Genomic DNA, 19,935 nt, shown 5'->3' with positions numbered 1-19,935 from the left:
ATGAAATTTCATAACGGTCAGTCATGATGGCCCTCTTGGCAACCAGAGGACATCATTTTAACCAAGGCGACTTTTCAGACAAACCCTAGGACTCGGGCTGAGGGGGCTCCAATTCCTTCTCAAGTTGCAGATCAATTGCGTGGGGTACGCTTCAGCAATTTCGGCCGTCAGAGAGAATCCATCTGGAAAGCTGTGGCAAATGACTCAGAAATCAGTCAACAGTTTAGTCAGCGGAACCTGCAATTAATGAAGGCTGGTAACGCACCGCATCCAAAATTAGAAGATCAGGTAGGACGGCGTACAAAATTCGAGATTCACCACAAGGAAGAAATTGCAAACGGCGGGGCGGTGTATGACGTAGACAATCTAGTCATCATGACACCAAAACAACATATAGAGCATCATAGGAACCGTTCACAATGATTATGAAAGAAAAATTTGAAGATTACACTGAAGAAGAGTTTCTTGATTTTTTGAGGGAGTTCTCTCCCGAGCGCAACAAGCTTGAAGGGAAAGAATATGGGGCATATGTCGACGTATTGTTGCAGCATTTCATTAAAGTGACCGAACACCCCGCACAGTCGGACGTAATATTTTATCCTGAGGAAGGCCAAGAGGACAACCCCGAAGGAGTTCTGAAAGTAATCAAAGAATGGCGAGCTAAAAATGGCAAGCCTGGATTCAAAAGTTAAGCCCTCCATAAACTAACAGCTCAAACACTATAAAAAGGAAATTATCCATGGAAGAATTACATCATCACCTCCAGCAATTACCTGGCTTTCTGCAAGCCGAGCTTGCGGCTCACGTCGGCGACTGGAACGGAACACGTTACATCGATATAACCGATAAACACATACACGCTATCAATCATCTGGTTGCCAGCAAACGTGCGCCCTTGCGACAGGACCACATCGACAATTCGTATTTTTTGTGGGGCACTGACCCCTGGGATAAATCGTCTCTTGAGTTAAACGCACAGATGCGGGGTATGCCAAGCGGAGTGCCCACTGATTTTTACTATATGACGGGAGACGCCCGCTTTCATATGGAGAGCATCCGCTTTCTAAACGAACTCAAAGGCAATCTCGAGTCGCTGCATGCTCGGCTAATAGAACAGGAACGCGAGTATAACGAGCGCATGGCCCAAGAAGCCGCACACCGCCAAGCCGAAGAAGCAGCGCGCGCAAGAGCCGAGGCTGAAGCGACAGCTCGACGACTCGCGGAGGAACAAGCAGCGCAGCAGCGGGCCATAGAGGCCGCGTTACAACTTGCACAGCGTCAGGTCGAAGAAGCCAAGCACGCTTTGGCCTTGCGCAAAGCCGAGGAAGCTCGCGCTAAAAAGGCCGAATCCCGCCATGCGGTCGAGGTGACATTTGGACCTGAAGCGTCGCGAGAAATCGATAATGCAATCAAGGCACTGAGAGGCACTATCGAAATCGCGATCACGGACTTCTCGAACGCGATCAACGCTCACGGCGCGCTCGGACTGAGCCAGCTTGAAACGATTCAACATATGAGCGTCACTCACTAATCTTTCGCGACAAGGCCGGGACCAAGGCGATGACGCTTTGGTCCCGGCACTGTGCATCAAGTGGAACTGACGCAAGGCATCAAAACAGACCTGATCGCTACTCAGATCATGCTCGACCCTGACCTCCGCCTCCTTGAAATAACTGATAGCAACTTCGCCGTTAACACGATTAAAGCTGTGAGAAAATAGCCGCTTTCCCGACTCGGGCCTTGCTTGTTACGGACGACTTGATTTTGTCAGCATTAACGCCGCCGACCGAGCCTGACTTGGCTTACCAGGTAACACAGACTGTTTTGGCCACGGCGGATATGCCGACAGCTTATGACTTTTCCACTCTAGACAAAGATTATTGCATCCCTCACCCGACCTCAGGAGAGTTGAGCTTCGGTTACATTTCTACGTACAAAAGCCGCAACCTGACCTTGCCAGGCGGAGAAATTTATTTGCGTGTAGGTAAGCATTTCGGCTTCAGTAGCGGTTTTGGAGTCAACCACATTTGGCAGGGGCACGGTCATGAACTGGCCAAGTCTGGCTGCAAAACCATTCAGGATGTATCTGCATTTGTTGCCGGAATTTTAAGTGCAGGTGCACAGATTTATTGCGAGGGTTATCAGACGCGTGATGGGCATCGACTTACGGTCATACGCAATGCCAGAGGGTGCGCAATTTTGTCCCCACAAGAAGAAGCTGAACGAGGATTTTTCTACTCGGTGGTCACCGCCTACAAAATACTTAGGAGGCGACCGGCGATCAAAGTAGGGACTCTGAAACCAAAAAAAGCGCCAGAGGCGCCTTTTTCAGAGTACGAGAGGGCTGGTAGTCGCAGCGCTTGCTTAGCACGTCCAGACACGAGGCCTGAAAGGGGTCGAAAGCCAACCGTTGTCGCCAGTTGCCGCTACCGCACGAGTGACGCCTCGCACAATCCACACCTGCTCGCCGGTATCGTCATTGAATCGAGCAGGCCCTGCTCTTATTGAGCCCTCGCGAGCATTCTGATGAAACACAGGGTCGTCGTCAACCACAGGGCTGCATTCTGAAACTGCTTTGATACTGGCACTTCGCTGATGCCCCGCCCTTCCTACAACACCTTCCTCACATTCTCCGGCAAATAATCCACATACTTACGCATCGGATTTTTTTGACATTGGGCGATAATGCCCGGCGCCGCCTCCAGCAGCTCAACAACCAATGCCTGACGCTCGTCCAGGGTGAGAAATTGCTCTATGACCGGACCGCTCGACAGGTACAATTCTGTCCGCATTAGCGCATCCGGCTTGACGTCCTTGCGCCAGTTGCGACCCTCGAACATTTCCCTGTTCAACTGCCAGCACAACTCCTGCTTCAGCTCGGCATTGGATGTCAGCGGCGGGTTGGTGTGTGGTCGCCCTGTGAAGGTAAACGTGACCGTAACTGCTTCGCCCTCGGGATGAGAGGCCGGTGGCTCCCAGGGTTCAAAGGTCCATAGCTCAACAGCACTTCGGGTCAGGCTGATGAACCTCGGATCAGTTGCCCCCCGCACTTCAAGAAAGCGCACGCCGCCATCGGCCTGAATGAAAATCCTGACGGTGACACTGTTTTTTACCAAGGCATAACGCATCGACGCTGGATAGTCCGGCTCCGGCATATACAACGGCACCGGATACGACGGCAACGCCTGTGCTGTCCCCGCCGAGAGTAACCCCGCCAACACGATCACACTCAGCACGCGGCTCATTCGCTGCCCTCCGCTTGCTCGGCCAACCCGACCATCAATACCTTGACCGGCCCAGGCAGGTAATCCCCATACAGATGATCCGGATTGCTTCTGCAGTTGCTCACTACCGCAGGTATCGACGCTCCGAGCAATTCAAGCAACGCCTTGCGCTGGGGCTCGCTGCGCTGGTTGGCAACATGACTGCCGAACAGCGCCTGCCCGGTGTACCAGAACACGTCGACTTTACTCAGCGGCCCTTTGGGATAGTCCTGGCGGGCGGATTTCACTTCGTGGTTGAGGTAACCGCAACGGATGTTGCCCAGGCCGACGGTGACTTCGGTATTGAAACGCCTATAGCCATGGGAGCCGAAAATCACCGGCACGGTGATCGTGGTCATGGGCGGCGCGCCGACTGTTCCCACCCAAGGCTTGTAGCGCCATTGACGGAGCGCCTGCTCCACCGCTTCAGCGAGTTGCGGGTGGCCGCTCTCTACGGCCCTGACTTCGCGGACCTGACCGTCGGACTTTATCCACAGCTGTGCCCGGACCTTGCCTGCGTAGCGGGTCTTGACCAGTTCAGGAGGAAACACCGGTGCTGGCGTGTACACCGGCACCAGAAATGACTCCGTCGCGCCAACGTGCGGGGCCAGTGCGACGGCAATCATGAAGGCGAAAATTCTCATTGTTGTATGGGCTCATCGTCGTGGTGCGCCGCTGCGGCGCAATGACGACGATGGTAAAAGCCTGCCGAAAAGCCAGTAAGCACGCGTCTTCCGATACGCCTGTAGGACCCATCCCAAACTTTTGAAACACATACAAACGCTCGCCAAATGTTCATAAAAGAACAGGAAAACGTCGGTATCTCCTACAAAAAATCAGTCTAAAGGCACTGCTTTTTTCTGTAATGAAAATGTAATATTCGCATTCGCAAAAAAACAATAATCAGGAGCTTCTCCATGTTTGGGTTTTTCCGCCCTGCCAGGCATCAGGCACCCCTTCCCGAAGAAAAGGTCGATAGCACTTATCGGCGTCTGCGCTGGCAGATCTTCGCAGGCATCTTTATCGGTTATGCCGGTTACTACCTGCTGCGCAAGAATTTCTCGCTGGCGATGCCGTATCTGATCGACGAAGGCTATACGCGTGGCCAGCTGGGCGTGGCGATGTCGGCCATCGCGATTGCCTACGGCCTGTCGAAATTCCTCATGGGGATCGTTTCGGACCGCTCCAACCCGCGGTACTTCCTGCCCTTCGGCCTGCTGGTATCTGCCGGGATCATGTTCATCTTCGGCTTCGCGCCGTGGGCGACGTCCAGTGTCACGATCATGTTCGTGCTGCTGTTCATCAATGGCTGGGCACAGGGCATGGGCTGGCCGCCAAGCGGGCGGACGATGGTCCACTGGTGGTCGCAGAAAGAGCGCGGCGGCGTGGTGTCAGTGTGGAACGTGGCGCACAACGTCGGCGGCGGCCTGATCGGCCCGCTGTTCCTGCTCGGCATGGGCTGGACCAACGACTGGCACGCAGCATTCTATGTGCCGGCGGCCGTTGCGCTGCTGGTGGCGGTCTTTGCTTTCGCCACCATGCGCGACACCCCGCAATCGGTGGGCCTGCCGCCTATCGAGCACTACAAGAACGATTACCCGGAAGGCTACGATGCCAGCCACGAAGAGGAATTCAGCGCCCGGGAAATCTTCGTCAAATACGTGCTGCGCAACAAGTTCCTGTGGTACATCGCGATGGCCAACGTGTTCGTTTATCTGCTGCGCTACGGCGTGCTGGACTGGGCCCCGACCTACCTGAAAGAAGCCAAGCACTTCACGGTCGACAAGACCTCATGGGCCTATTTTCTTTACGAGTGGGCAGGTATTCCGGGCACGCTGCTGTGCGGCTGGATGTCGGACAGGATCTTCAAGGGCAATCGTGGCCTGACCGGCATGGTGTTCATGTTTCTGGTGACCATTGCCACGCTGGTGTATTGGCTGAACCCTGAAGGCAACCCGACCGTCGACATGATCGCGCTGGTATCCATCGGCTTCCTGATCTATGGCCCGGTCATGCTGATCGGCCTGCAGGCGCTGGAACTGGCGCCGAAGAAGGCAGCGGGTACGGCAGCCGGCTTTACCGGGCTGTTCGGCTATCTGGGCGGGTCGGTCGCGGCGAGTGCTGCGATGGGCTACACGGTCGACCACTTCGGCTGGGACGGCGGCTTTGTGCTGCTGATCGGCGCGTGCATTCTGGCGATGGCATTCCTTGCGCCGACGCTGCGGCACAAACAGGTCGCCAGCACCTCGCGCGATACCAGGGACTGGCCCAAAGGCCGGTCAGGCGGTCTCTGACTTGCAGCGTTTGAGCCGCGCCTCCAGATTCAGGTCTGGCATGGCGTGGCTACGCAGGGCCTTGGCCGTCTGTTCCACGTACTCGCGAGTGGTTCCATAGCGCCCGCTGGCGCTGGCCAGCACCTGGCTCAGCACGCTGTCGGGCAGGTTGCCAGCGTAGCTGGGCAAATGCCGTTCCAGCACGAAGCCCAGCGCCTGTACTTTCCTGCCGTCTTCAAGGCGGCAATTGAGCCAGTGCGGGCGATACGACGGATACGGCATCTCACGCTCCCACAAGGCCAGCAGCGATTTCTCCAGGCATTCATCCGGCAGGCGATAGGCAAAGCCGGTGCATGAACCGCCGCGATCCAGCCCGAATACCAGGCCTGGCACCTCAGGCGTACCGCGATGTTCGTGCGACCACAGGTAAAGCCCACGGTGATAACCGTGCACTCGACCGCGCTGGCTCTCTACCGCAGTGCACTCGGGACGCCAGATTAGCGAGCCGTAGGCGAACAGCCAGACCGGGCCGCCTTTGTGAAGACGCATGGTGGCGTCCATGGATGCGAGCAGTTGCTCGCGGGTAAGCTGCGGACCCAGATCGATAACGGGCGGGTACGTCAGCCCAAGGCCGTCATGCACTGCAGCGGCCAACTCGTTGATTGGATTCTCCATTTGCCCCCCTGACAGTCTGGCTGTCAGTTTTTACCGAGCACCGCTGACTCGCTCGTGGGTGAGCGGCATCAGGGTGTCGTGGTTCGGTTGTTGCCACAGACCAAAGGCCTGCCTCTACAAAAAGTTGTCTGGCGGCGAATTGACATCGCCGTAAGCTATAAGCAGCTGAAGCAATTTACACTCCAGTTATGCAGCCGTCAGTCCGGCGTTACGGACGCGGTGCGTAGGCGAATACGTCTGCGCGCATCTGGTGAGCGTCCATTCCGGCACTGACAAGAGCGTCCAGCGTTCCGTAAACCATGGCAGGCGAGCCGCTGGCGTAGACGTAAACCGCCGACAGGTCCTTGATGTCTTCGCAAACTGCCTCGTGCAGCAGACCACAGCGCCCTTCCCAGCCACACAGGTCACTGACGACCTTGTGCAGGAACAGGTTCGGCAGTGCCGTCCACTCATCCCAGTGGCTGACCTGGTAAAAATCCTCGGGCCGACGCACGCCCCAGTACAAATGCACCGGATGACTGAAGCCTGCTGAGCGACAGTGCTCAAGCAAACTGTTCATTTGCGCCATACCTGTACCGGCAGCGATCAGTACCAACGGCCCGTCCGGCAGCTCGGCAAGGTGGGTATCGCCAAACGGCAGCTCGACCCGCGCCATTTTGTTGCGTTGCAGTTGCTCGATCAGGCTGCGCGCACTGTCTTCACGAGCCAGTACATGCAGCTCCAGATCACGGCCACTGTGCGGTGCCGATGCGATGGAGAATGCCGACTTCTCGCCATTCTCCCGCTCGATCATCAGGTACTGTCCAGCGTGATAACGCGGTGGTTTGCCTGCCGGGGCGCGCAAGCCTACCCGCCAGACATCGCCACCGATTTCGACACACTCGCTCAACTGGCAGGCAAAGCTGCGCACCGGCAGCTCACCCTTGGCCAGCACGCCATCCCAGAGCACAACACAATCTTCAAGCGGCTCTGCTACACACGTATGAATCTCACCGTGATCAAGCTCCTGACCCGACTGCATCACCCGCCCCTCGACCAGCAAGGCCGAGCAGATATGACAGTTGCCGTTGCGACAGCTCTGCGGGCATTCATAGCCCAGACGCTGCGCAGCATCGAGAATCCGCTCGCCCGGCAGGGTGTCCAGCACCGCACCTGACGGCTGCAAGGTTACGCGCATCAGTCTATTCCCAACTGAGTCCAGATCTCGTCCACGCGGCGTGTGGTGGCTTCGTCCTTGACGATAGCCCTGCCCCATTCACGCGTGGTTTCGCCTGGCCATTTGTTAGTGGCGTCCAGGCCCATTTTCGATCCCAACCCGGACACCGGAGAGGCAAAATCGAGGTAATCGATAGGCGTGTTGTCGATCATGACCGTGTCGCGCTTGGGGTCCATGCGGGTGGTGATGGCCCAGATCACGTCATTCCAGTCACGAGCATTGATGTCATCGTCGGTGACGATCACGAACTTGGTGTACATGAACTGGCGCAGGAACGACCAGACCCCCAGCATCACGCGCTTGGCATGACCAGGGTACTGTTTCTTGATGGTCACCACCGCCATGCGATAGGAGCAACCTTCAGGCGGCAGGTAAAAATCGACGATCTCCGGAAACTGCTTTTGCAGAATCGGCACGAACACCTCGTTCAGCGCGACGCCCAGAATGGCGGGCTCATCCGGTGGACGGCCGGTGTAGGTGCTGTGGTAGATCGGCTTGATACGGTGCGTGATGCGCTCGACGGTCAATACCGGAAAGCTGTCGACTTCGTTGTAATAGCCGGTGTGGTCGCCATAAGGCCCTTCGTCGGCCATCTCGCCCGGATGAATCACACCCTCCAGCACGATCTCGGCGCTGGCCGGCACTTGCAGATTGCTGCCACGGCATTTGATCAGCTCAGTGCGCGAGCCACGCAACAGCCCGGCGAAGGCATATTCGGACAGGCTGTCCGGTACTGGCGTCACGGCACCGAGAATGGTCGCCGGGTCAGCGCCCAGCGCGACGGCAACCGGATAAGGTTCGCCGGGATGCTTGGCGCACCAGTCGCGAGAATCCAGCGCGCCGCCACGATGGCTGAGCCAACGCATGATGATCTTGTTGCGGCCAATGACCTGCTGACGGTAAATGCCGAGGTTCTGCCGCTCCTTGTTCGGGCCCTTGGTGACCGTCAGGCCCCAGGTAATCAGCGGTGCGACGTCGCCCGGCCAGCAGGTTTGCACGGGCAGCATGCCGAGATCGACGTCATCGCCTTCGATTACAATCTCCTGGCAGGGTGCATCCTTGACCACCTTGGGGGCCATGGCGATGACTTTGCGGAAGATGGGCAGCTTGGACCAGGCATCTTTCAGCCCCTTGGGCGGCTCGGGTTCTTTCAGAAACGCCAGCAGCTTGCCGATTTCACGCAGCTCACTGACCGCTTCGGCGCCCATGCCCATGGCTACGCGCTCTGGCGTGCCGAACAGGTTGCCCAGCACCGGGATATCAAAACCGACCGGTTTTTCGAACAGCAGGGCCGGGCCCTTGGCACGCAAGGTACGGTCACAGATTTCAGTCATTTCCAGCACAGGCGAGATCGGCATCTGGATGCGTTTCAACTCTCCGCGCTGCTCAAGCTGCTGCACGAAATCCCTAAGATCTTTGAATTTCATTAACCCGGCCATTTATCCAAATAGACGCACATCGTACCTGCTCCAGCCCTTCAAGGCAGCTAATCGGCGGCGCGCGGGCAAAAAAAATGGTGCCCCGAAGGACACCATTCTTTGTTTCAGCCTGCCAGTTACTTGCGTTTCATGGACAGGAAGAACTCATCGTTGGTCTTGGTCTGCTTGAGCTTGTCGATCAGGAACTCGATAGCCGCGACTTCGTCCATCGGGTGCAGCAGCTTGCGCAGGATCCACATGCGCTGCAACTCGTCATCAGCGGTCAACAGCTCTTCACGGCGTGTGCCGGAGCGGTTGATGTTGATGGCCGGGAACACACGCTTCTCTGCGATCTTGCGATCCAGAGGCAGCTCCATGTTGCCAGTACCCTTGAACTCTTCGTAGATGACTTCATCCATCTTCGAACCGGTTTCAACCAGTGCGGTGGCGATAATAGTCAACGAGCCGCCTTCTTCGATGTTTCGCGCAGCACCGAAGAAGCGCTTTGGCTTCTCGAGCGCATGAGCATCGACACCACCGGTCAGTACCTTGCCGGAGCTCGGGATGACGGTGTTGTAGGCGCGAGCCAGGCGGGTGATGGAGTCAAGCAGGATAACGACGTCTTTCTTGTGCTCGACCAGGCGCTTGGCCTTCTCGATCACCATTTCGGCAACCTGTACGTGACGGGTTGGCGGTTCGTCGAATGTCGAGGCAACCACTTCGCCGCGCACGGTGCGCTGCATTTCGGTTACTTCTTCCGGACGCTCATCGATCAGCAGAACGATCAGGTGCACTTCCGGGTTGTTACGCGTGATGTTCGACGCGATGTTCTGCAGCATGATGGTCTTGCCCGCTTTCGGCGGAGCAACGATCAGACCACGCTGACCTTTACCGATCGGTGCGCACAGATCGATCACACGACCGGTCAGGTCTTCGGTGGAACCGTTACCGGCTTCCATCTTCATGCGAATAGTCGGGAACAACGGCGTCAGGTTTTCGAACAGAATCTTGTTCTTGGCGTTTTCCGGACGGTCGTAGTTGATCGTGTCGACCTTGAGCAGAGCGAAATAACGCTCACCTTCCTTTGGTGGACGGATCTTGCCAACGATGGTGTCGCCGGTACGCAGGTTGAAGCGGCGGATCTGGCTAGGGGAGACATAGATGTCATCCGGGCCGTCCAGGTAGGAAGCGTCTGCAGAGCGCAGGAAACCGAAGCCGTCCTGGAGAATCTCCAGCACGCCATCACCGGATATTTCCTCGCCACTTTTGGCGTGCCGTTTGAGCAGGGAAAAAATGACGTCCTGCTTACGCGAACGGGCCATATTTTCTATGCCAGCCTGTTCGGCCATTTCGAGCAATTCGGTAATCGGCTTTTGCTTGAGTTCAGTCAGGTTCATATGGGGAATGACGTAATCATGTATGGAGGGGGAAATTAAGCTTTTGGCTTAATGAGGCCGCGCCGCAGAAAAGGCGACAGGATCGCGTACTAAATCGAAAGGAGAGCGTCGGCGACGGCTAGCAGGGGGCAACGGAGAAGCCGTTGCGGGGCCGAATGTACCACCTGATTTTCCAGGCGTCTAGTACGACACCCGAAAAAAACCCCGCTATTTGCGGGGCTTTGAAGTGCTTCAGATGTTGGCGTCGAGAAACGCGGCCAACTGCGACTTCGACAGAGCGCCCACTTTGGTAGCTTCGACGTTGCCATTCTTGAACAGCATCAACGTCGGGATACCGCGCACGCCATGCTTGGCAGGGGTTTCCTGATTCTCGTCAATATTCAGCTTGGCAATTGTCAGCTTGCCGACATAGGTGTCGGCGATTTCGTCCAGCACCGGGGCAATCATCTTGCACGGACCGCACCACTCAGCCCAGTAATCTACAAGCACAGCACCCTCAGCCTTGAGTACTTCGGCTTCGAAGTTAGCGTCGGTGACGTGTTTGATCTTTTCGTTGCTCATGGAAGTCTCCGAGGTCATAGGCGAAAAACGACGCTCATCATAGCGGGCCGCAAGTCATTCAGGAAGCGAAGGTTCATTGAGTCTGGCTATGGTGGTGCATGACTGGAGTTATGGCAGAGGCTCAGCTGGAAGGCGAAACGAAACAATGCCAGTACGAAGCGCTGCGCCACGGATGTGATCCTGCATGGCCTTTTGCGCGGGCCCCGACGCATGCCGGGCCAGCGCGCGAAGGATCTTGCGGTGCTCCTGCCAGGTTTTCATGACCCTTGCCGCACGTATGAACGGCATTTTCTGGCTCTCAAGGAAGATGTCGGCACCTGCGATCACGATCCCCAGCATGGCCTGATTGCCACTGGCGACCAGAATATGCCGGTGAAACTCGAAGTCCAGCCGGGCTGCGGCCTCGAAGTCGCCGGCACGCAATTCCAGACGCATGGCCTCGACATTGTCTTCAAGCACGTCTCGTTCATCAGCGGTCAGGGTGACGGCTGCCAAGCCCGCGGCGAAGCCTTCCAGCGCGTAGCGCAGTTGAAACGTGTCGGCCGGAGAAACCTGTGCCTCGAAAGGCCAGGAAAAACCACTCGTGCGCTGTTCTGGTTCAGAAATGGACTGCACGAACACGCCTTTACCCGGCTGGACGCTGACCACTCCCAATGCGCTGAGCGATGACAAGGCCTCACGCAATGAAGCACGACTGACTCCCAGCAAAACAGCCAGATCGCGCTGCGATGGCAGGCTTTCGCCGGGCTTGTAGCCTTGCTCGGCAATCAACTTGCGAATGGCCCGGAGGGCTGATTCGGGTACTGCGAGTGAGGTGTGGGGCATCACTGTTCAGGCCAGTCAGTCCAGTAAAAATCCCTTTTATCGCCATCCCGAAGATTCGGCAAGCGACGCCCAGTGCTGGGGCGGCGGCGCTTTTCAACGCGCCAAAGCAGGGCGAGCCACACCTTTACTGGTCAGACCAGTAAGACCATAAACACGCTGCAAAGCTTGAGTTATGGCACGTCACCGCCTGATGGCATGCGCTGTGCACTGGAGACGGACCAACATCCTACGTTTCGCCCGGAGATTTCTATGACCAAGCGTTACAGCGCCCTGCTTGCTGCACTGTTTGCCAGCCTGATGCTGAGCCAGACACCCGCCCACGCCAACGGCCTGGACGACGTTGTAGCGCGTGGCACCTTGAAGGTGGCCGTTCCGCAGGACTTCCCGCCATTCGGTTCGGTCGGTCCGGACATGAAGCCTCGCGGCCTGGACATCGACACCGCGCAACTGCTGGCCGACCAATTGAAGGTCAAGCTGGAACTGACGCCGGTCAACAGCACCAACCGCATCCCTTTCCTGACCACCGGCAAGGTTGATCTGGTGATCTCCAGCCTGGGCAAGAACCCGGATCGCGAGAAAGTCATCGATTTCTCCCGCGCGTACGCGCCGTTCTACCTGGCGGTATTCGGCCCACCTGATTCTCCGGTCAAGGACATCGCTGACCTGAAGGGCAAGACCATCAGTGTTACCCGTGGTGCGATCGAAGACATCGAGCTGTCGAAAGTTGCACCGGAAGGCGCAACCATCAAGCGCTTTGAAGATAACAACTCGACCATCGCCGCCTACCTGGCTGGCCAGACCGACCTGATCGCCAGCGGCAACGTGGTGATGGTCGCTATCAGCGAGCGCAACCCCAAGCGCATTCCAGCGCTGAAAGTGAAACTCAAGGATTCGCCTGTTTATGTCGGCGTAAACAAAGGCCAGCCGGAACTGCTGGGCAAGGTCGACGAGATCCTCAACGCCGCCAAGGCTGACGGCGCGCTGGAAAAAGCTTCCCAGAAATGGCTGAAGCAACCGCTGCCTGCCGATCTCTGATCACTGCTTTCCGGTAACAGGATTCACCAATGGCTTATCATTTCGACTTTACACCGGTCCTGCAGAACATTGATGTGCTGTTGCGCGGGGCTTTGTTCACGCTGGAACTTACGGCCATTGGCACCCTGCTGGGCGTCAGCCTCGGCATTGTCGGTGCCGTCGTGAGGGCCTGGAAGATCCAGCCCTTTGCGACGATCTTTGCGATCTATGTCGAGCTGATCCGCAACACACCGTTTCTGGTCCAGCTGTTCTTCATTTTCTTCGGCCTGCCGTCGCTGGGCGTGCAGATCTCGGAATGGCAGGCAGCGGTGCTGGCGATGGTGATCAACCTGGGCGCCTACTCGACAGAAATCATTCGGGCAGGCATCCAGGCGATTCCCAAGGGACAGCTTGAAGCGTCGGCAGCGCTGGCGATGAATCGTTATGAAGCGTTTCGCTACGTGGTGCTGGTTCCGGCGCTGGGCAAGGTCTGGCCGGCACTGAGCAGCCAGATCATCATTGTGATGCTGGGCTCGGCGGTCTGCTCGCAGATTGCCACTGAAGAACTGAGCTTCTTTGCCAACTTCATTCAGTCGCGCAACTTCCGCTCGTTCGAAACCTACATTGTGACCACGCTGATTTACCTGGCCATGGCGCTGCTGATCCGGCAACTGCTGGCCTGGATCGGGCGTCGCTACATATCGAGGAACAGCTGATGGATTTCACCCTCTGGGACATCCTGCGCAATCTGCTGATCGGCCTGCAATGGACCGTTGCCCTGTCGCTGGTGGCCTTCATTGGCGGTGGCTTGATCGGCTTGCTGGTGATGGGCATGCGTACCTCGGAAAAAACCGGCCCGCGTGTGACCGCCAAGCTCTATATAGAATTGTTTCAAGGCACGCCACTGCTGATGCAGCTGTTTCTGGTGTTCTTCGGTGTTGCCCTGATGGGCATGAACATTTCGCCCTGGGCTGCGGCGGCACTGGCCTTGACGCTGTTTACCAGCGCCTACCTTGCGGAAATCTGGCGTGGCTGCGTCGAATCGATTTCCAAGGGCCAGTGGGAAGCATCCGCGAGCCTGGCGCTGACCCCATTCGAGCAGATGCGTTACGTGATTCTGCCGCAGGCGTTGCGCATCGCGGTTGCGCCGACGGTCGGCTTTTCCGTGCAGGTGGTCAAAGGCACTGCGGTGACGTCGATCATCGGTTTCACCGAACTGACCAAGACCGGCAGCATGCTGGCCAACGCTACGTTCGAACCTTTCATGGTCTATGGCTTCGTTGCTCTGGGCTACTTCATCCTGTGCTACCCGTTGTCGCTGTGCGCGCGCCATCTGGAAAGGAGACTGCATGCCTCTGCTTAGAATTTCCGCCCTGCATAAATACTATGGCGATCATCACGTACTCAAAGGCATCGATCTGTCGGTCGAAGAGGGCCAGGTCGTGGCAATCATTGGTCGCAGCGGCTCGGGCAAAAGCACCCTTTTGCGCACGCTCAACGGCCTGGAGTCGATCAACGATGGTGTGATCGAGGTCGATGGCGAATATCTGGACGCCGCACGCGCCGATCTGCGCACCCTGCGTCAGAAGGTCGGCATGGTGTTTCAGCAGTTCAACCTGTTCCCGCATCTGAGCGTGGGCGAGAACGTGATGCTCGCCCCACAGGTCGTGCAGAAGGTGCCCAAGGCCGAAGCGGCAAAGCTGGCGAGAAAGATGCTGGAGCGTGTAGGGCTGGGCGAGAAGTTCGACGCCTTCCCGGATCGCCTGTCCGGTGGCCAGCAGCAACGCGTGGCGATTGCCCGCGCACTGGCGATGTCGCCCAAGGTGTTGCTGTGCGACGAAATCACCTCGGCGCTGGACCCGGAGCTGGTCAACGAAGTGCTCAGCGTGGTGCGCCAGCTGGCCGCCGACGGCATGACCCTGATCATGGTGACCCACGAAATGCGCTTCGCCCGTGAAGTGGGCGACAAGCTGGTGTTCATGCACCAGGGCAAGGTGCATGAAGTGGGCGACCCGAAAGTACTCTTCGCCAACCCGAAAACCCCGGAACTGGCGAACTTCATCGGCACCGTAGAGCATGCGTGACAAGAGTGGACGCAGAGCGTCGCACGATAGGTGGGGTCATCGTTCCTCCAGTGTAGGAACGCAGTAGTGGACGCCCCTGTGGGAGCGAACTTGTTCGCGAAAGGGCCGGTACATCCGCCGAAGATGCATCGCCTGGCACACCGTCTTCGCGAACAAGTTCGCTCCCACGGCCTTCGGCCAGAAGCCTGTAAGCTCAATTGTCCGGACTGTGTATCACGCCGAGCACTCCAACGTGGGAACGCAAAGCATCGGCACGACAATGACATAACTATCACATTGATTAGCTAGCCATCCGCCATCTCACAAGAGTAATACCGGGTATTTCCGCTGCCTGGACAGCTTCGCGTTGGCGGCAGGCATGGATCGTGGCACGATGGTCCGGTTATCGAACTGGATTTCCTGACCATGCCGCACTCAACACCCAAGAATTTTTCACTGATCGCCGCCATCGACCTGGGCTCCAACAGCTTTCATATGGTTGTGGCAAAAGCCAATCAGGGCGAAATTCGCATTCTTGAGCGCCTGGGCGAGAAGGTGCAGTTGGCCGCTGGCATCGACGAAGAACGCCAGTTGACTGAAGAATCCATGCAGCGCGGTCTCGACTGCCTGAAACTTTTTGCCCAGCTGATCAATGGCCTGCCGCCCGGTGCCGTACGCATCGTGGGGACCAACGCGCTGCGCGAAGCCCGCAACCGCAACGACTTCATTCATCGCGCCGAAGAGATTCTCGGCCATCCGGTGGAAGTGATCTCCGGCCGCGAAGAAGCGCGCCTCATTTATCTGGGCGTTTCGCACACGCTGGCCGACACCCCCGGCAAGCGACTGGTCGCCGACATCGGCGGCGGCAGTACCGAATTCATCATCGGCCAGCGCTTTGAGCCGCTGCTGCGTGAAAGCCTGCAGATGGGCTGCGTGAGTTTTACTCAGCGCTACTTCCGCGACGGCAAGGTGACACCCGCGCGTTACGCACAGGCCTACACCGCTGCCCGCCTGGAAATCATGAGCATCGAACATGCGCTGCATCGCCTGAAGTGGGATGAAGCCATCGGTTCGTCAGGCACCATTCGCGCTATCGGCCTGGCGCTCAAGGCCAACGGTTACGGCGCTGGCGAGGTTAATGCCGAAGGGCTGGCCTGGCTCAAGCGCAAGCTGTTCAAGCTGGGTGACGCCGAAAAGATCGACTTCGACGGCATCAAGCCCGACCGCCGCGCGATTTTCCCCGCAGGCCTGGCGATTCTGGAAGCGATCTTCGATGCGCTTGAGCTCAAGCGCATGGATCACTGCGAAGGTGCCCTGCGTGAAGGCGTGCTGTACGACCTGATGGGCCGCCACCATCACGAAGACGTGCGTGAGCGCACGCTCAGCTCGCTGATGGAGCGCTACCATGTTGATCTGGAACAGGCCGCACGCGTCGAAGCCAAGGCGCTGCATGCGCTGGAGCAGGTTGCCGAAAGCTGGGAATTGCAACACGAGAGCTACGCCGAACTGCTGAGCTGGGCCGCCAAGGTGCATGAGATTGGCCTGGACATTGCTCACTATCACTACCACAAGCACGGCGCGTACCTGATCGAGCACTCTGACCTTGCCGGTTTCTCCCGCGAAGACCAGCAAATGCTCGCTCTGCTGGTGCGCGGTCATCGCCGTAATATTCCCAAGGACAAGTTCGCCGATTTCGGCGCAGAAGGCATCAAGCTGATTCGCCTGTGCGTGTTGTTGCGCTTTGCGATTCTGTTTCACCACATTCGTGGCACCCAGGAGATGCCGCGTGTGATCTTGCGTGCCGACGGCCCGAATCTGGACGCCGAGTTCCCCACAGGCTGGCTGGAAAACAACCAGCTGACTCAGGCCGACTTCGCGCTGGAAGCGGAGTGGCTGACCCGAGTCGGCATCGTCTTCAGCGTACGCTGAGAACCGGGTTGCTCAGGCGCTCCAGCAGGGTCGCCTGGGCGCTTCGGGCGTTCTGATTGCCGGTCGGCGTGCTGCGCACGTAACGCCCGTCTGGCTGCAACAGCCAGCTGTGGGTGTTGTCGGTCAGGTAGCTTTCCAGCTCCTTCTTCACACGCAGAATCAACTTCTTGCCTTCCACCGGGAAGCAGGTCTCGACACGCTTGTCGAGGTTGCGCTCCATCCAGTCGGCACTCGACAGGAACATTTGCTCGTCGCCGCCGTTAAGGAAGTAGAACACCCGCGTGTGCTCCAGGAATCGGCCGATGATCGAGCGCACATGGATGTTGTGCGAAACCCCGGCGATGCCCGGACGCAAACAGCACATGCCGCGCACCACCAGATCGATGCGCACACCGGACTGGCTGGCCTTGTACAACGCCCGGATGATCTTCGGATCGGTCAGCGAGTTGAACTTGGCGATGATGTGCGCAGGCTTGCCGTCGAGCGCAAATTGCGTCTCGCGGGCGATCATGTCGAGCATGCCTTTCTTGAGCGTGAACGGCGCATGCAGCAGTTTCTTCATGCGCAGCGTTTTGCCCAGGCCGATCAGCTGACTGAACAGTTTGCCGACGTCTTCGCACAATGCGTCGTCAGAGGTCAGCAGGCTGTAATCGGTGTAAAGACGCGCATTACCGGCGTGATAGTTACCGGTACCGAGGTGTGCATAACGTACGATCTCGCCGGCTTCGCGACGCAGGATCAGCATCATCTTGGCGTGGGTCTTGAAGCCGACCACACCGTAGATCACCACCGCACCGGCAGCCTGAAGACGGCTGGCCAGTTGCAGGTTGGACTCTTCGTCAAAACGGGCGCGCAGTTCGATCACCGCGGTGACCTCTTTGCCGTTACGCGCCGCATCAACCAGCGCATCGACGATTTCCGAGTTCGCTCCGCTGCGGTACAGCGTCTGGCGCACAGCCAGAACGTGTGGATCCTTTGCCGCCTGACGCAGCAGGTCGACAACCGGCGTGAACGACTCGAAAGGATGCAGCAGCAGAATGTCCTGCTTGCTGATCACGCTGAAAATATTTTCGCTGTTCTGCAGCAGTTTGGGGATCGCTGGCGTGAACGGCGGGTATTGCAATTCAGGGTGGCTGTCCAGGCCAGTAATGCTGAACAGGCGCGTCAGGTTGACCGGCCCGTTGACCTGATACAGCTCGGACTCGTTCAGGTTGAACTGCTTGAGCAGGTAGTCCGACAAATGTTTGGGGCAGGTATCCGCCACTTCCAGACGTACCGCATCGCCGTAGCGACGCGAGAACAGCTCACCGCGCAGGGCACGTGCCAGGTCTTCCACGTCTTCCGAGTCCAGCGCCAGATCGGCGTTTCGGGTCAGACGGAACTGGTAGCAGCCCTTGACCTTCATGCCCTGAAACAGGTCGTCGGCGTGAGCGTGGATCATAGACGACAGGAACACGAAGTTGTCGCCTGGGCCACAAACCTCTTCCGGCACCTTGATGACACGCGGCAGCAAACGCGGTGCCGGGATGATCGCAAGACCCGAGTCGCGACCGAAGGCGTCGATACCTTCAAGCTCGACAATGAAGTTCAGGCTCTTGTTGACCAGCAACGGGAACGGGTGCGTCGGGTCCAGACCTATCGGGGTGATGATAGGCGCGATCTCGTCACGGAAGTAGCGACGTACCCAGGCCTTGAGCTTGGCCGTCCAGTGACGGCGACGAATGAAGCGGACCTGATGCTTTTCCAGCTCCGGGAGCAGAATGTCGTTGAGGATCGCGTACTGGCGATCAACATGACCATGCACCAGCTCGCTGATTCTGGCCAACGCCTGATGCGGCTGCAAACCGTCGGCACCGGCCTGTTCACGGGCAAAGGTGATCTGTTTCTTCAGACCTGCGACACGAATCTCGAAGAACTCATCGAGGTTGCTGGAGAAGATCAGCAGGAACTTCAGCCGCTCCAGCAACGGGTAGGACTCATCGAGCGCCTGTTCCAGTACCCGGATGTTGAACTGCAATTGCGACAGTTCACGGTGGATATACAGGCTGCTGTCGTCCAGGTTCGGAGCGACGATAGCGGGCACCGCAGCGGCAGGCGCCTCAATGGCCGGGATTACTTCGATGTCAGGTTCAACCGCGGGCGTCGCCTGCGGCACATCGACTTCAACAGCGGCTTCGATGAGTGCTTCGGTATTCATGAATGATCCTGTGAGGCTATTGCCCCTTCAACAGTTGAGCGGCGCGAACAGCGAAGTAGGTAAGGATGCCGTCGGCACCGGCGCGTTTGAAGGCTGTGAGGGACTCGAGAATAACCCCTTCACTCAGCCAACCATTCTGGATTGCTGCCATGTGCATCGCGTATTCACCACTGACCTGATAGACAAAGGTCGGCACTTTGAACTCATCCTTGACCCTGTGCAGGATGTCCAGATAAGGCATACCTGGCTTGACCATCACCATGTCGGCACCTTCAGCCAGGTCAGCTGCGACTTCGTGCAGTGCCTCGTTGCTGTTGGCCGGGTCCATCTGATAGGACGCCTTGTTGGCCTTGCCCAGATTCAGCGAAGAACCCACCGCATCACGGAACGGGCCGTAATAGGCACTGGCGTATTTGGCCGAGTAGGCCATGATCCGCACGTTGACGTGCCCGGCCAGTTCCAGCGACTCACGGATGGCCTGGATGCGACCGTCCATCATGTCCGACGGCGCGATCACCTGAGCACCCGCATCGGCGTGCGACAAGGCCTGCTTCACCAGTGCGTCGACAGTGATGTCGTTCTGCACATAGCCCTCTTCGTCGAGGATGCCGTCCTGACCATGGGTGGTAAACGGGTCCAGCGCCACATCAGTGATGACGCCCAACTCCGGGAAACGGTCACGCAACGCGCGGGTGGCGCGTTGCGCAATGCCATCCGGGTTCCAGGCTTCAGCGCCGTCCAGAGATTTTTTCTCGGCCGGCGTTACCGGGAACAAGGCCAGCGCTGGAATGCCCAGTGCGACCCAGTGCTCGGCTTCCTCAAGCAACAGATCGACACTGAGACGCTCGACGCCAGGCATCGAGGCGATGGATTCACGACGGTTTTCACCATCGAGGACAAATACGGGGAGAATCAGATCGTCAACGGTGACAACGTTTTCACGCACCAGCCTACGGGAAAAGTCGTCGCGGCGATTACGGCGCAGACGAGTGAGAGGAAACAGGCGGTTTGCGGGGGTAAAGCTCACGGCGAGACTCCTGAGCCCGCTTACGCGGGCAAGCGCGACAGTTATAAGCCGCCATTATGACCAATGTGTGACAGTCA

20 protein-coding genes are annotated in these 19,935 nt (G+C 57.9%); 10 read left to right on the top strand and 10 right to left on the bottom strand.

Going from position 1 to position 19,935, the window contains the following annotated elements:
* Positions 1 to 51 precede the first annotated feature (51 nt).
* The 4 genes from AO277_RS29780 to AO277_RS29245 all read left to right on the top strand — a co-directional run bounded on the left by AO277_RS29780 (position 52) and on the right by AO277_RS29245 (position 2,508).
* Positions 52 to 423, top strand: a complete 372-nt coding sequence (locus AO277_RS29780) for a pyocin-S2/colicin E7-DNase domain-containing protein (RefSeq protein WP_330218096.1) — start codon at positions 52 to 54, stop codon at positions 421 to 423.
* Positions 420 to 692 carry a bacteriocin immunity protein gene (locus tag AO277_RS18435; RefSeq protein WP_044318561.1) on the top strand — a complete coding sequence of 91 codons (273 nt, stop codon included), beginning with the start codon at positions 420 to 422 and terminating at the stop codon, positions 690 to 692. The genes AO277_RS29780 and AO277_RS18435 overlap by 4 nt, the downstream gene beginning before the upstream one ends.
* 47 nt (positions 693 to 739) lie before the next feature.
* Complete coding sequence (locus AO277_RS18430) at positions 740 to 1,531, top strand: hypothetical protein (protein ID WP_044318560.1); 792 nt, start codon at positions 740 to 742, stop codon at positions 1,529 to 1,531.
* A gap of 209 nt (positions 1,532 to 1,740) precedes the next feature.
* Positions 1,741 to 2,508, top strand: coding sequence for a hypothetical protein (locus AO277_RS29245; protein ID WP_236691229.1), 768 nt, complete (start codon positions 1,741 to 1,743; stop codon positions 2,506 to 2,508).
* Between the two features lie 101 nt (positions 2,509 to 2,609).
* Here AO277_RS29245 and AO277_RS18420 read toward each other — a convergent pair whose 3' ends face one another.
* The gene (locus AO277_RS18420) at positions 2,610 to 3,245 is read right to left on the bottom strand and encodes a hypothetical protein (RefSeq protein ID WP_044318559.1); all 636 of its coding nucleotides are present in this window, start codon (positions 3,243 to 3,245) and stop codon (positions 2,610 to 2,612) included.
* Positions 3,242 to 3,907 (bottom strand): energy transducer TonB, encoded by a 666-nt coding sequence (locus AO277_RS18415; protein WP_099259090.1) that lies wholly within the window; start codon positions 3,905 to 3,907, stop codon positions 3,242 to 3,244. The genes AO277_RS18420 and AO277_RS18415 overlap by 4 nt, the downstream gene beginning before the upstream one ends.
* Positions 3,908 to 4,180: 273 nt before the next feature.
* Between AO277_RS18415 and glpT the strand changes: the two genes are divergently transcribed.
* Positions 4,181 to 5,557, top strand: coding sequence for a glycerol-3-phosphate transporter (gene glpT, locus AO277_RS18410; protein WP_044318557.1), 1,377 nt, complete (start codon positions 4,181 to 4,183; stop codon positions 5,555 to 5,557).
* Here glpT and AO277_RS18405 read toward each other — a convergent pair.
* From AO277_RS18405 to AO277_RS18380, 6 genes are all read right to left on the bottom strand, one after another.
* Positions 5,543 to 6,211 (bottom strand): gamma-glutamylcyclotransferase, encoded by a 669-nt coding sequence (locus AO277_RS18405; protein WP_002551563.1) that lies wholly within the window; start codon positions 6,209 to 6,211, stop codon positions 5,543 to 5,545. The genes glpT and AO277_RS18405 overlap by 15 nt on opposite strands.
* 208 nt (positions 6,212 to 6,419) lie before the next feature.
* Complete coding sequence (locus AO277_RS18400) at positions 6,420 to 7,388, bottom strand: CDP-6-deoxy-delta-3,4-glucoseen reductase (RefSeq protein ID WP_004655176.1); 969 nt, start codon at positions 7,386 to 7,388, stop codon at positions 6,420 to 6,422.
* The gene (gene ubiD, locus AO277_RS18395) at positions 7,388 to 8,854 is read right to left on the bottom strand and encodes a 4-hydroxy-3-polyprenylbenzoate decarboxylase (RefSeq protein WP_044318556.1); all 1,467 of its coding nucleotides are present in this window, start codon (positions 8,852 to 8,854) and stop codon (positions 7,388 to 7,390) included. Before ubiD ends, AO277_RS18400 begins: the two co-directional genes overlap by 1 nt.
* A gap of 128 nt (positions 8,855 to 8,982) precedes the next feature.
* Positions 8,983 to 10,242 carry a transcription termination factor Rho gene (rho, locus tag AO277_RS18390; RefSeq protein WP_044318555.1) on the bottom strand — a complete coding sequence of 420 codons (1,260 nt, stop codon included), beginning with the start codon at positions 10,240 to 10,242 and terminating at the stop codon, positions 8,983 to 8,985.
* A 231-nt stretch (positions 10,243 to 10,473) separates the two neighbouring features.
* Entirely contained in the window at positions 10,474 to 10,803 is a 330-nt protein-coding gene (gene trxA / locus AO277_RS18385) for a thioredoxin TrxA (protein WP_044318554.1), read from the bottom strand.
* Between the two features lie 108 nt (positions 10,804 to 10,911).
* Positions 10,912 to 11,628 (bottom strand): FadR/GntR family transcriptional regulator, encoded by a 717-nt coding sequence (locus AO277_RS18380; RefSeq protein WP_044318553.1) that lies wholly within the window; start codon positions 11,626 to 11,628, stop codon positions 10,912 to 10,914.
* 249 nt (positions 11,629 to 11,877) lie between these two features.
* Between AO277_RS18380 and AO277_RS18375 the strand changes: the two genes are divergently transcribed.
* From AO277_RS18375 to ppx, 5 genes are all read left to right on the top strand, one after another.
* Positions 11,878 to 12,663: a transporter substrate-binding domain-containing protein gene (locus AO277_RS18375; protein WP_002551557.1), complete on the top strand. Its 786-nt coding sequence runs from the start codon at positions 11,878 to 11,880 to the stop codon at positions 12,661 to 12,663.
* A gap of 29 nt (positions 12,664 to 12,692) precedes the next feature.
* Complete coding sequence (locus AO277_RS18370) at positions 12,693 to 13,358, top strand: amino acid ABC transporter permease (protein WP_004666535.1); 666 nt, start codon at positions 12,693 to 12,695, stop codon at positions 13,356 to 13,358.
* Positions 13,355 to 14,005 carry an amino acid ABC transporter permease gene (locus tag AO277_RS18365; protein ID WP_044318552.1) on the top strand — a complete coding sequence of 217 codons (651 nt, stop codon included), beginning with the start codon at positions 13,355 to 13,357 and terminating at the stop codon, positions 14,003 to 14,005. The genes AO277_RS18370 and AO277_RS18365 overlap by 4 nt, the downstream gene beginning before the upstream one ends.
* On the top strand, positions 13,992 to 14,726 hold the full coding sequence (locus AO277_RS18360) for an amino acid ABC transporter ATP-binding protein (RefSeq protein WP_003317352.1): 735 nt from the start codon (positions 13,992 to 13,994) through the stop codon (positions 14,724 to 14,726). The genes AO277_RS18365 and AO277_RS18360 overlap by 14 nt, the downstream gene beginning before the upstream one ends.
* Before the next feature lie 405 nt (positions 14,727 to 15,131).
* Positions 15,132 to 16,634 carry an exopolyphosphatase gene (gene ppx / locus AO277_RS18350; protein WP_044318551.1) on the top strand — a complete coding sequence of 501 codons (1,503 nt, stop codon included), beginning with the start codon at positions 15,132 to 15,134 and terminating at the stop codon, positions 16,632 to 16,634.
* Here the strand turns inward: ppx and ppk1 are convergent.
* Both ppk1 and hemB read right to left on the bottom strand, forming a co-directional pair.
* Positions 16,621 to 18,831: a polyphosphate kinase 1 gene (ppk1, locus tag AO277_RS18345; RefSeq protein ID WP_044318550.1), complete on the bottom strand. Its 2,211-nt coding sequence runs from the start codon at positions 18,829 to 18,831 to the stop codon at positions 16,621 to 16,623. The two genes, ppx and ppk1, sit on opposite strands and share 14 nt — an antisense overlap.
* 16 nt (positions 18,832 to 18,847) lie before the next feature.
* Complete coding sequence (gene hemB / locus AO277_RS18340; RefSeq protein WP_004655202.1) at positions 18,848 to 19,858, bottom strand: porphobilinogen synthase; 1,011 nt, start codon at positions 19,856 to 19,858, stop codon at positions 18,848 to 18,850.
* Positions 19,859 to 19,935: the final 77 nt, after the last annotated feature.

It is taken from the genome of Pseudomonas amygdali, from assembly GCF_002699855.1.
Lineage (GTDB): Bacteria > Pseudomonadota > Gammaproteobacteria > Pseudomonadales > Pseudomonadaceae > Aquipseudomonas > Aquipseudomonas amygdali.
Note: the sequence above shows the minus strand (reverse complement) of the source record. Positions and strands in the feature narration are given on the sequence as shown.